14 protein-coding genes are annotated in these 14328 nt (G+C 70.1%); 7 read left to right on the top strand and 7 right to left on the bottom strand.

All coding sequences use genetic code 11. From position 1 onward, the window contains the following. The first annotated feature begins 273 nt into the window (after window positions 1–273). Window positions 274–1563, top strand: coding sequence for a hypothetical protein (locus BHS09_RS14440; protein WP_237080362.1), 1290 nt, complete (start codon window positions 274–276; stop codon window positions 1561–1563). A gap of 130 nt (window positions 1564–1693) precedes the next feature. Here the strand turns inward: BHS09_RS14440 and BHS09_RS14445 are convergent, their stop codons facing one another. Both BHS09_RS14445 and BHS09_RS14450 read right to left on the bottom strand, forming a co-directional pair. Continuing rightward, a complete protein-coding gene (locus tag BHS09_RS14445; RefSeq protein WP_140798166.1) occupies window positions 1694–2848 on the bottom strand; it encodes a lytic polysaccharide monooxygenase in 1155 nt (384 codons plus the stop codon). 57 nt (window positions 2849–2905) lie between these two features. Then, window positions 2906–4378, bottom strand: coding sequence for a hypothetical protein (locus tag BHS09_RS14450; protein ID WP_140798167.1), 1473 nt, complete (start codon window positions 4376–4378; stop codon window positions 2906–2908). Window positions 4379–4714: 336 nt separating this feature from the next. Here BHS09_RS14450 and BHS09_RS14455 point away from each other — a divergent pair, with 336 nt between their 5' ends. The 6 genes from BHS09_RS14455 (at window position 4715) to BHS09_RS14480 (ending at window position 9498) form a co-directional block, all read left to right on the top strand. Then, entirely contained in the window at window positions 4715–5149 is a 435-nt protein-coding gene (locus BHS09_RS14455) for a hypothetical protein (protein ID WP_140798168.1), read from the top strand. Window positions 5150–5423: 274 nt separating this feature from the next. Next, entirely contained in the window at window positions 5424–5921 is a 498-nt protein-coding gene (locus BHS09_RS14460) for a hypothetical protein (protein WP_140798169.1), read from the top strand. An 83-nt stretch (window positions 5922–6004) separates the two neighbouring features. Further along, window positions 6005–6388 carry a hypothetical protein gene (locus tag BHS09_RS14465; protein WP_140790564.1) on the top strand — a complete coding sequence of 128 codons (384 nt, stop codon included), beginning with the start codon at window positions 6005–6007 and terminating at the stop codon, window positions 6386–6388. 15 nt (window positions 6389–6403) lie between these two features. Then, window positions 6404–7006, top strand: a complete 603-nt coding sequence (locus BHS09_RS14470; protein ID WP_140798170.1) for a hypothetical protein — start codon at window positions 6404–6406, stop codon at window positions 7004–7006. A 10-nt stretch (window positions 7007–7016) separates the two neighbouring features. Then, a complete protein-coding gene (locus BHS09_RS14475; RefSeq protein ID WP_140798171.1) occupies window positions 7017–8750 on the top strand; it encodes a tetratricopeptide repeat protein in 1734 nt (577 codons plus the stop codon). Between the two features lie 196 nt (window positions 8751–8946). After that, complete coding sequence (locus BHS09_RS14480; protein WP_140798172.1) at window positions 8947–9498, top strand: isochorismatase family protein; 552 nt, start codon at window positions 8947–8949, stop codon at window positions 9496–9498. Between the two features lie 3 nt (window positions 9499–9501). Here BHS09_RS14480 and BHS09_RS14485 read toward each other — a convergent pair whose 3' ends face one another. The 5 genes from BHS09_RS14485 to BHS09_RS14505 are packed head-to-tail and all read right to left on the bottom strand — an operon-like array spanning window position 9502 to window position 14312. After that, entirely contained in the window at window positions 9502–10374 is an 873-nt protein-coding gene (locus BHS09_RS14485) for a metal ABC transporter permease (protein ID WP_140798173.1), read from the bottom strand. Beyond that, a complete protein-coding gene (locus BHS09_RS14490; RefSeq protein ID WP_140790574.1) occupies window positions 10355–11167 on the bottom strand; it encodes a metal ABC transporter ATP-binding protein in 813 nt (270 codons plus the stop codon). The genes BHS09_RS14485 and BHS09_RS14490 overlap by 20 nt, the downstream gene beginning before the upstream one ends. Next, complete coding sequence (locus BHS09_RS14495; protein ID WP_140798174.1) at window positions 11154–12002, bottom strand: hypothetical protein; 849 nt, start codon at window positions 12000–12002, stop codon at window positions 11154–11156. Before BHS09_RS14495 ends, BHS09_RS14490 begins: the two co-directional genes overlap by 14 nt. A 3-nt stretch (window positions 12003–12005) precedes the next feature. Then, a complete protein-coding gene (locus BHS09_RS14500; protein ID WP_140790578.1) occupies window positions 12006–12935 on the bottom strand; it encodes a metal ABC transporter substrate-binding protein in 930 nt (309 codons plus the stop codon). An 18-nt stretch (window positions 12936–12953) separates the two neighbouring features. Continuing rightward, window positions 12954–14312 (bottom strand): zinc-regulated TonB-dependent outer membrane receptor, encoded by a 1359-nt coding sequence (locus BHS09_RS14505; RefSeq protein WP_140790580.1) that lies wholly within the window; start codon window positions 14310–14312, stop codon window positions 12954–12956. Window positions 14313–14328: the final 16 nt, after the last annotated feature.

Below are 14328 nucleotides of genomic sequence, written 5' to 3' on the forward strand. Positions count from 1 at the left end.
GCACTCTGCTTGAGCGCTCGTCCGTCAAGTTGAGGCTTCCGGGCCGCTCCAACTGCACTACGACGCAGACATCCCACCGGCCCTGCGTGTCCGTGCCAAGCCTCCGTCGTTCGTTCGAAGGCCCTGCGCCCCGGAGTCCGGCGTCGCGCGCGCAGGGGCGGCGGCTCGATGCTCCTGTCCACCGCCTTATCCGGACTTGCCCCCCCCGGGGGGCTGGTGACGCGCGTGTAGGTCCCCAGCTTTGCATCGCTGTTCTTGAAGGGGAGGCTGCACATGAGGCGGGAAGTGAAGGCTGGCATTGCCGGGCTGTTGTTCGGGTCCATGCTGGTCGGCTGTGGGGTGGCGCCGGAACAAGAAGAGCTGGGCGGAGTGGAGGACGGGACGGCGGAGTCGGAGGCAGAGGCGCAAATGAGCGCCGAGACCGGGCCCGAGGAACGCCGGGGCTACGCCAATCCCGCCCCGCTGGCGCGCTACTGGCCAGCGGTTGCGTACGGTGGGGGCAAGTTCCTCGCTGTCTGGACCGACGTGCGAACCGGCGGCATCTACGGCACCCGGGTGAAGCCAAACGGCACCGTGCTCGACAAGGAGGACATCCGCATCAACATCGGAGACGTCGAAGGATTCCGGCCCGGCATCGGTTTCAACGGGACGCACTTCTTCGTCGTCTGGGAGAGCCTGAATGGTGTCGACGCTGTGCGCGTGAAGCCCGACGGCACCGTGGTGGGCCCGGTGTTCAACGTCATCCAGACGGGCGAATCCGTCGGCCCGGTGCGAGTCGCCTGCTCCCCGAAAATCTGCCTGGTGACGTACACCATCTCCGGTGACTTCTCGAACATCTACTTCACGCGGGTGACGAAGGAGGGCGTCGTCCTCGATACGGCCGACCAGACGCTCAGCGCCTCTGACACCTTCGCGAATGACGCGTCGCCGACCTGGAACAACAAGACGAAGGAGTTCCTGGTCGTCTGGTCCGACGAGCATGGCGAGGGCCCGGAGAACGCGGACATCTACGGCAACAGGGTGAAGGAGGACGGCACCATCCTGGACGGCGACGGCTTCCCCATCTCTCAGGCGGAGGGCGCCCAGACGACGCCTGACGTGGAGTGGACGCACAAGAACTACCAGGTGGTCTGGACCGATGAACGGAACGGGAACCCGGACATCTTCGGCGCGCGCGTGAGCAAGACGGGCATGGTGAAGGACCCCGAAGGCATCCCCATCTCCACCGCAGAGGGCGCGCAGGCCGAACCGCGTCTTGCCCACCACAACGACAAGTCCCTGGTCGTCTGGGACGACAGACGCGACGGTCCGCACGCCGTCTGGGGGGCGCGGTGGGGCGAGAACGGGGACGTGTGGGACCCCTCGGGCTTCCCTATCTCCACCGGGGACCAGCCACAGGAGTACCTGCCGGATGTCGCCTACGGGGGCGGCAAGTTCTTCGTTGTCTATTCGGGCCAGGAGACGTTCGATCCCCTCGAACCGCACTTCATCCTGGGCACGCGGGTGACGCACCAGGCGGAGGTGAAGGACGTGCCCGCCCTGCCGCTCACGCGCCAGCGCTGATGCATTGAGGGCGAGTGCCTCGCCAGCGGCGGTCCGCGGGCGAGGCGGCGCTTCTCAAGGGCATGGGCCGGCACATGCACGCCGGCCCAGGTCCCGCGCACGGGCGATGTGTCGCGTCATCCGGCGGGCTTCAGGGAATGCGCTCCCACGCGTCCTGCCAGTTCAAGCCCGTGCCCGGCGCGTAGTGCAGCGCGGAGCCCTTGCACCAGCCAGAGTAGGGGAAGGGCTTGCAGCGATAGCGCAGTCCATCGGTGCCCCGTACCACGGTGCCCGCGGCATAGCCCTCAATCCCAGACGGGTAGACAGGCTCGCCACCGCCACCCGGAGGCGGCTTCATGATGTCGACCTGGAAGGTGTAGCCCGTCTCACGCGCGTAGACGCGGTTGCCCAGCGCGTCCTGCACGGGATTCACGCGTCCCGAAGCGTCGAGCACGCCCACCTGCACGCGGCTGGACGCGCCGTTCACCCGCTGCGCCAGCGCATGAATCCACTGGGCCGCCGGCGAGGCCGTGGCCAGGGGATGCACATGGGATTCGGCGTCGGCGCCCTGCGCGTCGAACACGCGCAGCGTCACCGAACTCCCCTCGGGGAGGTCTTCACGCGCCTGCACCTGGCCCAGCTCCTTCCATGACGAGGGCGGCGGCGGGGTGTTGCTGAACTTCACGTCGGTGCAGGCGTAGAAGGCCTCCGGGCTGTCCGAGCGCTGCCAGATGCCGTAGATGACATGCGAGCCCGTCTTCCCTTGTGGGAAGGGGCAGTTGAGCCGGTAGCGGTTGTTCTGGGCGGAGACGTGGGTGATGGAGCAGAAGGGATTTGCTTCCAGGTCCGACCACTTCAGCGGCAGCGCCGGGTTGTAGCCCTCGCGCGTGACGTAGAGGCGGAAGTAGCCGGTGGCGTGCACGGCGGTCGCGTGGAAGACGAACTCGAAGCGGCCCTGGGTGTCCGGGGTGATGAGCGTGGAGGGCCAGTCCGTGCGCGCGAGGTCCAGGCCCCGGTGGCTTTCATTCGCGGCGCTGCACAGCTTCCCGTCCGGAATGATGTCGCGGTGCCTGTCGTTGGCGTTGCCCTGCCGCACGCCATTCCAGTCGTAGAGCGCCTGCGTGCCGCCGGCCTGGATGAGCGCCTTGCACGCGTCGGACTTCGGCGTCTCCGGCCCTTCCTTGAAGCAGCTGTAGACGCGGCTGAGAGGTACTTCCATGGAGCCGTGCGCCAGGGCCACGCTGGCGCACAACATGGACACGACGGCGAGCGACGCGCCGAGACACCGCTGCACTGCTGAGGTCATCCCTTCCTCCTGTGGTGTGAGGAGGGAGGGCGCGGCCCCCGAAATCGGGTCAACGGCCTAGAAGGCCTTCCACGCCATCAGGAGCTTGGAGGCGACTTCAGAGGTGATGAGCGGCAACACGCCGCCACCGCCGACGATGTTGACGATTTCCGACATGGACCCGCGGCACACACCGCCCCACGCGGGCTGCCGCGCCAGGCCCACGGAGGCATAGGCGGAGTAGTCCACGAAAAAGGACGAGGGCAGCACGGTGCCGTTGGGCTCGCAGAGCAGGTGCTCCTCGGGCGGCGAGTCCACCACCTCCTGCACCACGAAGCCTCCGCCGGCCGTGTCCGCCGCCGTGCGCGCGCACAGCTCCGCCCACGTCATCGGCGCGCCATAGGCCGCCTGCACCCGCTCCGTGTAGGGGACGGTGCCAGCGGAGCGGCCCAGGAAGACGGCTCGGCCGCCATAGTCCCAGGCCCGCTTGAGCACGAAGCGCGCCGGCGTCGCGGCGACCAGGGCCACCAGGTCCTCCACGCGTTCGCCGTCGGGGCCCTGCGTGGGGCCGGGCTGGAACATTCGCGTCCACGGCACGGACGCGCGCACCGCCTCCAGCTCTTCGCCGGTGAGCCGCGCGGCTTCGGCCAGTGCGGGCTCGGCCAGGGCCTGCGACAGGCGGGCGAAGGTCAGCTTCACCTCCACCTGCGAGGCGGGGGGATTGAGGAACACCGCCTTCTTGCCGGGCACGGTGCCCAGGAAGTCCTCGACCCAGGGGGAGGGGGACTCCTCCAGGCGCCGGACGAAGAGGTGCCGGTACACCAGGTCGTACTTCTTGCCGTGGGCCACGAAGGCGTCGTCACCGGACACCTCGTCCGGATGGACCAGGTCCGCGTCCGCGCCGAATTCGCGGAAGCGCTCGCACAGCCAGCGCAGCTCCGTGATTTGGGCGTCATTGCGGCGGCACAGCAGGGCCACCGTGTCTGGCATCCGGCCGTTGCGCTCGGTCGCGTAGCCGTCCAGCAGCGCTCGGTACAGCGCCAATGCGTTGCTGCCGTTGAGCGACAGCAGGGCGTGCAGGGACTTCTCCGGATAGCGGAAGTAGCGGCCCACCACCTCGATGAAGGTGCGGGCCGCGATGTCGGAGTACCCCTGCATGGCGGGGATGGTGGCGTTGACCTCCAACGCCCACGGCGTGCCGCCCGCGACGAAGTAGTCCACGCGGGTGGTGGCCAGCCGGGTGGACTGGCGCCAGGTGCGCTCGGCGAGCACGCGCTCGAGAGGGGAGAGGGCGCCCAGCAGGGACTCCGCGTCCGCGCCCTGGAGTTGTGCCTGCGCCATCTTCACCGTGGCGGAGGACAGGCGGGCGGACAGCTCCGAGCGGCGGCGAATCTCCGCGGCGTCGAGCACCACGGGCGTGGCGGTGATGGGGATGGGGCGGGTGGTCCCGTCCGGTCGCGTGACGGCGAGGCCCCGCTGGTAGGCGATTCGCGCCAGGTCGGGCGCGATGTGGCGTGCCTGGCTCCGGAGCACGTCGATGAACTCTTGCACGAAGTCGTGACCTCGATGGTACGCCCGGGTGTCTTCCGGGCGGCGCGAACCCTACGCCTGGACGGGTCCACCGGTCCACGGGCCCGGAGCCTCCCTTCGGGGCGGGACGCACCCTCGGTGGCCTTTGGCTGCCCGCCGGGCCTGGGCTGGCCGCTCCGGGGCGCACCCGGACAGCGGCGCTGGAAAGGCTTCCATTGTTGCTTATGTTTCCGGGTTGCTGTTGTGGTTCCGCCAAGGTGATGTCTCCTGGCGAATGTTGCGTGAGACAGTCTGACTTGCGCGAACGGCCTGTCTGGCTTACAACCGTAGACGCCGTTCGACCGGGAATGTCCTGACGTGAGTCGCTCCACCTATCACCAGCCCGTGAGTTCCGTCCGGTCGCGCCGTCTGGCGCTGCCGTTCGCGCTCGTGTGCGTGCTGGCGTACATGGGGAGCGTGATGCACTTCGCCCTGGTCCAGCACGCCACGTGTCTGGAGCATGGTGAGGTGATGCACGTGGAGGCTGGTGACGCCCATGGCGCCGGTCACGTCGAGGTGTCCTTCGACGACGTGCGGCTCGCCTCCAAGAGCACGGAGGCGGACTCCCACGGCTCCGACGCCCACTGTGTCCACGCCTTCTTCCGGCGGGAGGCTCCGCCTCCGCAGCAGGACACGCCGTCCCTTCTGGTCGCGCCCGCTCGCTCCGAGCCCGCGCTGGCGGTGTTCCGCTTCCACGCGGAGCCCGTCGCCCGGCTGCACCTGGCTCCCAAGGCGTCTCCGCCGCGCGCGTGAGGCCCGGGAGTTTGCTCGCTCACGCGGCCTGTCGCGCCGTGTGAGGCTGCCCGTCCGCTAAAGCCAGACAGACTCCGTCCGCTCCGCGCGGGCTGTGAGTCATTGCGGCTTTGCGTCCATGCTGGCTGAGCTGTCTCACGGCGTCCGTGTTTCGTGCCCCTCGCACGTCCCTTCCATTCCCACGCACCCGTGGCGGCCCCTCCATGTCCTGGCGGTGTTCGTTGCTGGCGCGCGGGCGTGGCACACCCGCAGTCCAATCCCGTGGAGTAGCACCATGACGAAGAAGCTCCTTGCCGCGTTCCTGTTGTCCACCGCGCTCGTCTCCGCCGGCTGCGGCGACGACCATCCCGAAGAAGAGGGCGTCGACGCCGAGGCGTGTGAGCACCTCCAGAATGGGCCTGCCACTTCCGTCTTCGCCTGGCCAGGCACCAACAACCCGCCCTCCGAGATTCACGCGGACCACCGTCGCTACGACATCACCCTGATGAGCGGCCCGGACGGGAATTCGGGCTTCGTGTTGTTCGCCGCGGGCGAGGCCACTGACTACGTCATCTACACCAACGCATCCGTGCCCCTCTCCATCACCACCGCCAACGGTGTGGCGGTGGAAATCGAGGAGAGCACCAGCAGATCCGAGGGCTGCACCGACATCAAGGGCCGCCACGTTGTTCCGCTCTCGGTGGGCACGCACCGCCTGTACTTCGGCCCCACGTCCATCGCGACGGTCGGCGTCCTCATCGAGGAGTCGCACGACCACGGCCACGACCACTGACGCTGTCCCCGGGCCCCCTGGCCCATTCACCCGGGGGCCGGCGCTGTCGGTGCCGGCCCCTCGTTCCCCGAAGAGAGATGACCATGGGGTCCTTCCAGCAGTTCCTGACGGACAAGAACATCCCCTCCGAGAAGCTTCTCCGCCTGTCGCGTCAGCTCGAGTCCTACGGCTCCGAGGGCCGCACCCTCCTGAAGAAGCGGAGCGCCCGTCGCCGTGACAAGGACACGCAGGGCAAGGGCTACGAGTCGCTGTCCATCGGCAAGCCGAAGAGCGGCCGGGGCATCAGCACGCAGCAGCTCCAGGCCGCGCTGGGAGACCTGCCGCTGACGGCCAGCGTGCGCGGAAAGCTGGTGCGCGCCGTCAACGCGGTGCTGGGCAAGCAGGGTGGAAGCCCGGTGGATGCACCCGCGCTCTTTGGCGCCAGCCCCGTGCGCCGCGGCGCCACGGCGAAGAAGTCCGCGAGCTGAGAGGGGACAGCGCCCATGTCCGGCAATGCCATGTCCACCGTGATTCCCTGTGAGCTGCGACGCGATGGAGACCGGCTATTCGACGTCTCCATGTGGTGCCTCGGGCGGGATGTCCTCTGCCCGGAGGGGAACCTCCTCGTTCGCCGGGGGCTCGTGCGTCACGCGCGTCCCGAAGGCGTGGAGGGACAGAGTCCCTACACGGTGGGCCTGCCGGGCGGTGGGCGACTGACGCTGTGGGGCTTCGGCGCGCTGTGCGAGTGCGGCGAAGCCATCTTTGTCCCGCGGGCGGGCTTCGCGCCCATCCTGCTGGAAGGTGTGCCGGGCCGACTTCCGTTTCGCGCGGAGGAGCTGGGCCCGGCGCGCTTGCCGGCCACGGGGCACGAGCGGCGGGCGCTGCGCGCGGGGCTGGCCTCGCTGGCGGGGTGGCTGGCCGAGCACGAGGACTGGGTGTCCTCCGAGATGGGGCCGTCCTGGCGCCGCGAGTGTTTCGAGGCGCGTCGCAAGGCGCCCCCTGTCGCCGCGGATGGACTGGCCTCGGCGTGGCGGCGCTTCGCCTCCCGCCTTCGTTTCCTGGATTCAGGATTCAACGTCTGCACCGCCCCGGTCGCCGGGGCCTGAGGAGGACATCATGTTGGCGCGACTGCTCCGAGCCGATGAACCTTCCGTCCATGCCCGCGCGCCGTGGGAGGATGTCGCGGATGACGCGCTCCCCACGCCGCGCCCGCGCGAGGGCCTGGGTAACGCACACCTGGATGTCACCACCGCCTGGCCCCAGGCCCAGGCCTGGTTCGACCAGGGCCTGCGGCTGTTGCAACTGGGCTGGGGCGGTGAGGCCCGCCGCGCCTTCGCGCAGGCCACGCGGGAGGATTCGTCGCTGGCCATGGCCTGGTGGGGGCTCGCCCTCACGCGAGGCTCCGGCGCCCGCTTCGCCACCGCCCGCGCGGAGGCCATGGGCCGCGCGCTGGCCCTGAGCGAGGGCACCTCGGACCGCGAACAGCGCTACATCGTCGCGGGCAGTCTGCTGGCGGAGAAGGGCTCTGCCAATGGGCGCCACGCCTTCGTGCGTGACATGGAGTGCCTCATCGACCGCTATCCCGAGGACGGCGACGCGCGGCTGCTGCTCGCGGGCTTCCTCCTGGACGGCTACGAGCCAGATGGCCGGCCCGGACAGGGGCAGCCGTATGCGCAGGCCCTGCTGCGCGAGCTGCTGCGCTCACACCCGGACCACGCGGGCGTCCACCATGCGTGGGTGCATGCCATGCTGAACAGCGGCCGGCCCGAGGCTGCTCGGGACAGCGCCCGCCGCCTGGTGACGCTGGCGCCTCGTGCCAGTCCCGCGCTGCTCTCCGCGGGGCGCCTGCTTCAGCGGGTCGGGCTGGTGGCGGAGGCCCAGCGCGTGCTGGAGGCGACGGTGGCCGCGGATGATGCGTACCTGGCCGAGGAAGGGCTGCACACCTCCGACGCACCGAGTGCCGAGGCGGCCATGCGGCTGCTCAGCCAGGGCTGCGCCGAAGCGGGCCAGTACGGCGAGTCCCAGGCGTGGGCCCGTCGCCTGCGGCAGCGGGTGGAAGGTGCTGGAGGCGACGACCAGGCGCTGCTGTTCGCCGCCGCCACGATGGTGTCCGCGCACCTGCGCTTCGGCTTCTGGCGTGCGGCGGCGGACGTGCCCATGGCGCTGTCCGATACGGCAAGCCCGGCGGAGCGGGCGCTGCGGGACGGGATGCGCCAGTACACGCGGGGCCTCAGCCTGTTGGAGGCCGCGCGCCTGGGCGAGGTGGAGCGGGTGTGCAATTCGCTGGACGCGCAGCATGCGCTCCTGGCGGAGGCTCGTCGCTCGGAGGACTTGGCCCTGTGTCCACGGGATGTGGCGCGTGTGGTGGAGGTGGCCGCTCAGGAGCTGCGCGGCGCGCTGGAGGCTCGCAGGGGCGAGGTGGGCCGCGCCGAGGCCACGCTGACGCGTGCGTGGCGGTTGGAGCGGCGGCTTCGGGCCGCGGGGCCCGCGGCCTTCTCCCGACCCGCGCGCGAGGCCCTGGTCCGGCTGCGTCTGCGCACTGAGCGAGAGGACAAGGCGGTGCAGTTGGCGAAGACGCTGGTGGCGGAGCGGCCCGGGTGTGGCCACCTCCGACTGCTGTCCGCCGAGTCGCAGGTGGCGCTCGGCGCTTGGAGCAGCGCGGTGGAGGACTTCACCGCGTTCCTCGACTGCTGGCGTGATGCGGACCCGCCTCAGCCGGAGCTTCGCCGCGCTCGGGCCTTCATCGCCAGCCGAGGGCGTCTGCTGCGGCTCGTGCGCCCGCCGGAGCTCCTCGCCCCGCGGGAGACCGGGACGCCGGCCCTGTCCACGCATGGGACGGTGTCCTGCTGAGCGGTGCCGGAATGGCATGGGGGCCGCCGCCTGTCGGCAGTCCCCATCGAGCATGAGCCCGGCCCACGGACCTCATTGCCCGCGCGTCGCGGGTTGACTGTCATCCGCTGGAACTCCGCCTCGCGTTGGCGTCCACCAGCCGCGCTGGCGTCTCCCTCTGCTTGACGGACCCGCGCCGTTCGCGCGAGGAGGGGGCATGCCCACCTTCCGCCTCAAGCAGGACCAGGCCGCGTTGCTCGTCGTGGACATCCAGGAGCGCCTGTGCGCCGCCATGGACCGGGACGCGCTGGACCGGATGCTCAGTCGCACCACCGCCGCCATCGAGGGCGCACGCGCGCTGGGCCTCCCCATCCTCCTCACCGAGCAGTACCCCCAGGGTCTGGGGCCCACGCATTCGCTGTTGCGGATGCGGGTGCTGAAGGACGTCAAGGCGGTGGAGAAGCTGGAGTTCAGCGCCGCCGTGCCAGACGTGCTGGCCGCGCTCGGCGGGCGCACGCAGGTGCTGGTTGCGGGCATGGAGACGCACATCTGCGTCTTCCAGACGGTGCGTGACCTGGCCGAACGAGGCCTGTCCCCGTTCCTGCTCACGGACGCGGTGGTGTCCCGCGCGCAAGAGGACCGGCAGGTGGGCCTCCAGCTGTGCCGTGACGCGGGCGCGCACGTCGCCACGGTGGAGGCCGCGCTGTTCGACCTGCTCGGGCGCGCCGGTACGCCCGAGTTCAAGCAGGTCTCCGCCGCGGTCCGCTGACGCTCAGCGCGCCTTCTGCACCGCGTGGACGAGCATCCGGAGGACGGTCGCCACGGCCACCATGGCCGCGGCGAACACCGTCTGCGAGCCGCCCACGGGGAAGTCGTAGAAGAAGGCGAAGAGATAGCCGCCCACGCCCGCGATGGCGCCGAAGAGCGTGGCGATGAAGAAGGTCCACGGCAGCCGCAGCTCCAACATCAGCGCGGCGATGGCGGACAGCGTGGAGAAGGCGAACACCGGCAGCGCGCCCAATGCCCGGGCGCACACGCCCACCATGACGCCGATGCTGACCATCAGCACGCCGTCCAGCAGGCGCACCGGCAGCCCCTGCACCAGCGCTCCCGTCCGGTCGAAGCTGGCGAAGGTGATGCCCCGGTACCACCACAGCTGGATGAACATGACGGCCCCGCCAGCGATGGCTACCGTGTAGAGCTGCTCGGGCGTCACCAGCACCGCCGTGCCGAAGAGGATGCCCTGGATGTCGTGCGCCTCTTGCGCGATGCGGTCTCCCACGAGCACCGCCGCGCCGCCCGCCAGCGCATAGGCCAGGCCCAGCAGGCTCTCCCGCGTGAGGCGCAGCTTCGCCGGCTCCGTCATCAGCAACATTGTGGCCAACAGCGCCAGGGTGGTGGCGCCCAGCACGGGCTCCACATGCGTGCCCAGGTGGATGGCCGCGTAGAAGGCCAGCGCCACACCCAGGCCCGCGGATTGGGCCACCGCGGCGCTGACGAACACCATGCGCCGCAGCACCACGTACACGCTCAGGAAGCCCAGCACGCCGCCCGCGATGAGCGCGCACAGCAGCGGGTCCCTGAACAAATCGAACGCCAGGTGGAACTGCTCCCACTTGGATGGTTCAGCGAGCGTCGTTTCCACGGTGAGGTCCCAGGGGCGCGCGTTGGCAGTACTCGTCGCCGTACTGGCGGCGGAAGGCGGGGTGACAGAAGACGGTGCGGGCATCGCCCATGACGAAGGCGGACGTCTCGCGGTCCACGAAGACGAGCACGTCCGCGTGCTCGGCGGCGACCTCCAGGTCGTGGCACACCACCACCACGCCCAGGCCCCGCTCACGCGACAGGGTGCACAGCCGCTGCATCGTCTCGTGCTCGGCCACCGCGTCCATGGCGGCGGTGGGCTCGTCCAGCAGCACCAGGTCCGCCTCGGTGGCCACCAGCCGGGCCAGCAGCGTGCGCTGCTTCTGGCCCTCGGACAGCTCGCGGTAGGGCCGCGACGCGAAGGCCTTTGCGCCGGCCGTCTCCAGCGCGCTCTGAACGGCCTGCCGGTCCGCCTTCCGGGCAAAGGGCCACAGGAAGCTCCAGCCGCGCAGGCGTCCCCACGCTGTCAGCTCGCCCGCGCGCAGTGGCAGCAGCGAGTCGATGGCGGATGTTTGCGGCACATAAGCACTGCGCACCTGCGCGGAGGCGCGGGAGATGGTGCCCGACACCGGCGGCTGCATGCCCAGCAGCGTCCGGAACCAGGTGCTCTTGCCGGATCCGTTGCGGCCCACCACCGCCACGAACTGGCCGCGGCGAATGGTCAGGTCGATGGGCGGCAGGATGGCCTTGCCGTCGTAACCGATGACGAGCTTCTCGCAGGTGAGCAACGCGTCACCCGGCGCGAAGGTGGCGGGCACCGCGTGCGCGCCGTCAGGGGGCTCAACGGTCTTCACGCTGGACCTCCGCTTGTGGCTCCAAGGTGGCGAGTGCTTCCATCAGCGCGGTCCGGATGGTGGCGTTCTCGGGCGCGTTCAGGTCCACCACGCCGTCAGGGCCAGGCGTGGTGGCCGCCCAGTCCAGCGAGTCGAACAACGTCGGCGCCAGCGCCAGTCGCAGGGCCAGCTTCACGCGTGGCTTGTTCTCGCGGTCCGCGGGGATGTCCACCGTGCCGCGCAGCACCATCAGCGGTGTGGCCTCCTCCTCCGCCGCCAACGCGAGCCGGAAACGGCGCTCATCGTTGAAGCGCGGCGTGGCGCGGCTGTCGCGTACGGCGCCTTCCAGGTGCACCAACGACACGTCCCACTGGTAGCGGCTGACATGGGTGCGGCCCAACTCGCAGGACGGCTCGCAGCCGGGCGACAGCGTCTGGTCCGCCAGCAGGTCCAGGTCCGCGTCCACGTGCAGGCTGGCCACCGTGGCCTCCGCGCCGTCACCACCGCCATCCAGCTCCGCCTGGATGTCCTCGTAGTCCACCAGCGCGCCATCGTCGCGGTGGCAGTGGCCGTTGTGGCAGTTGGTGTAGCCCGCCGGCGGATTGGCCGGGTCGAAGGTGGTGGGGCCGCGGGCGCCGCCGCCGCCCACCAGGTCGATGTGGTCCACGCCCAGCGCGGCGCCGTCCAGGCGGATCTCGAAGTCGGAGGCGAGCCGCTGGAAGCCGTTGCCCACGTCGCGCCCGGCCACCGGCGTGTAGTCCGCGCGGACGGTGGGTTCCAACACCGCGAAGCTCTCACCGGGCTGCAGCGCGCAGCCGGACAGGAAGAGCAGGGGAAGGAGGAGGCGGGTCCGCATGGCTCAAGTCCCCTTGCCGGCGAGCCCCTTCTCCAGGCGCTCGACCATCTCGTTGATGTGCTGGAGGTATGTCTCCTTCGCCTTGAAGTCCGTGCCGCCGTGCAGCGTGACGAGCGGCGCGGGAATCTTCGAGGCCACCAGCCGCGCGGTGGTGTCCGGGTAGTAGCTCTCCATCAGCACCATGCGCGCCTTGCGCTGACGGCCCTGGGCCAGGACGCTCGCGACGTGCGACGGGTTGGGCGGGATGCCGGGCTTGGGCTCCAGGTAGGCGATGGTGTCGAAGCCCAGCCAGTCCGCCAGGTACGCCATGGTCCGGTGGTAGGCGATGACGGGCTGGCCACGCAGCGACGCCAGCCGCTTCTCCCAATCCGCGCGCGACTTCTCCAACTCGGTGGTGAAGGTGGCGAGGTTGTCGCGGTAGGCCTGCGCGTTCTTCGGATCCAACTGCGCCAGCCGGTCGGTGATGCCGCGCGCGACGGACAGCGCCTGGCGCGGGTCATAGAGGAAGTGCGGGTTTCCGCCCGGGTGGACGTCGCCCTGTCCCCGGTCTACCTGCACCGTGGGGACCTCCAGCAGCTTCACGAACTGCGAGGCCACCAGGTAGCCCGGGTTGCCCACGAGGATCTTCGAGTTGCGCGCGCCCACCTGGAGCGTAGGCAGCCAGCCGAGCTCCAGGTCCAGGCCCACCGCGATGAGCAGGTCCGCGCGGTTGAGCGCCAGGGCGAGGTTCGGCTTGGCATCCACGAAGTGCGGGTCCTGGCTGGACAGCGCCAGGGCCTGCACTTTGACGTGGTCGCCGCCCACGGCCTTCGTCAACGCGGCCAGGTCCGGCAGGGTGGTGACGACGTTGAGGTCCGCGCGAGCGGGGGACGCGACGAAGAGGGTGAAGGCGGCGCACACGGCCGCGAACAGACGGGAGAGACGCATGGTCATGGCTCCTTCGAAAGGGGGTTAGAACGCGTGGGCGCCGTGGGCGCCGGTCACCAGCTCGAGCGCGAGCATCAGGGAGTAGCCGGCCTCATCCCGCCACCCGGCATGGTCTCTGGCGCCCTGGAGGCGCAGCCGGGAGAACTCGGTGGGCCAGAAGGTGACGTTGGCGGACACGCGGTTGCGTGACTCCGTCCAGTCCGGGTCCAACGGGTCGATGACGCGCGCTCCGTCTTCGCCTCGCGCCGCCGTTCCCAGCTCGTAGCGCAGCGCGGTGGCCCACCGCGGCGAGAAGCGCCACGCGGCCTGCGCGTAGGTGTTGAAGTCCGTCAGCACGTCCCCGGGCACCTGGCGGCGGCGGTAGTAGGCCTCCGCCTGGAACGTGATGAGCGTGGTGTTGTAGGCCTGGGTGATGGGCCGGTAGCGCAGGTACAGGTCCGTGCCGAACACGTCCGTGCGGTTGCGGTAGCCGGTGGGATTGGGACCGGTGGCGGTGGACAGGCCCCACATGAGGGACAGGTCATCCGACAACGGGAAGAACTGCTTCACCGCGCCGGTGAGCTGCAAGTCGAATGGAGACTGCACACGTTCGCTGGTGGCGCCCAGGAAGCTGCGCGCGGTGGCCTCGCCGGTGGCGTCAGTGGTGCTGCCAATCACCTCCACGTACCAGGGCAGGGGAGCCAGCCAGGACACCTCGGCGCCCAGTCCGCGGTTGCTTTCGCCTCCGAAGATGCGGCCCACGGCGAAGGGCTGGTCCACGAAGTCCCACGAATGCGGGTGCGTGGGGTTGATGCGGCCGAAGCGCGTGAGGAACTGACCGGCGCGCACCTGGAGGTTGTAGGGCAGCGCCAGCGTGGTGCCGTAGGCCTCTTCGATTTCCACGCCGAACTGGCTGAAGACGATGTTGGCGTCGAACCGGAAGTAGGGGTCCACCACCGAGCCGATGGACAGCTCCAACTGCTGCAGGTTGAAGCCGTTGCGCGTGGGGTCATGCGCGCCGCTCTGCAGGGGCTCCTTGTCCGTGAAGGCCGCGGCGGCCACGTCCAGGATGAAGCTCAGGTCCAGGAAGTTCGCGCCCGTGTTGGGGGTGTTCACCCCGGGGATGGAGAGCGCGGAGCCACCGCCAGGCATGGAAGCCGGCGGCGCCGCGGTGCCGGTGGGCGCGTTCTGCTGCGCGGCCGCGGCATCGCTGCCAAGCGCCTTCTCGATCTCCTCCAACTCCTCGGGTGTGAGCGCGGGCGCGGCGTCTTCCCGCGACTCCTGCACGGGGGCGTCCGCCGGAGGCGCGGAGGCGTCCTGGGCGCTGGCGCCGCTGGCGAACAGGAAGGGCGTGAGTGAAACGGCCATGAGAGCGCCGTGAGCACGGCGCGAAAGGGTTGCCACCTGGAATGCTCCTCGA

The sequence above is a fragment of the Myxococcus xanthus genome, assembly GCF_006402735.1.
Taxonomy (GTDB): Bacteria; Myxococcota; Myxococcia; order Myxococcales; family Myxococcaceae; genus Myxococcus; species Myxococcus xanthus_A.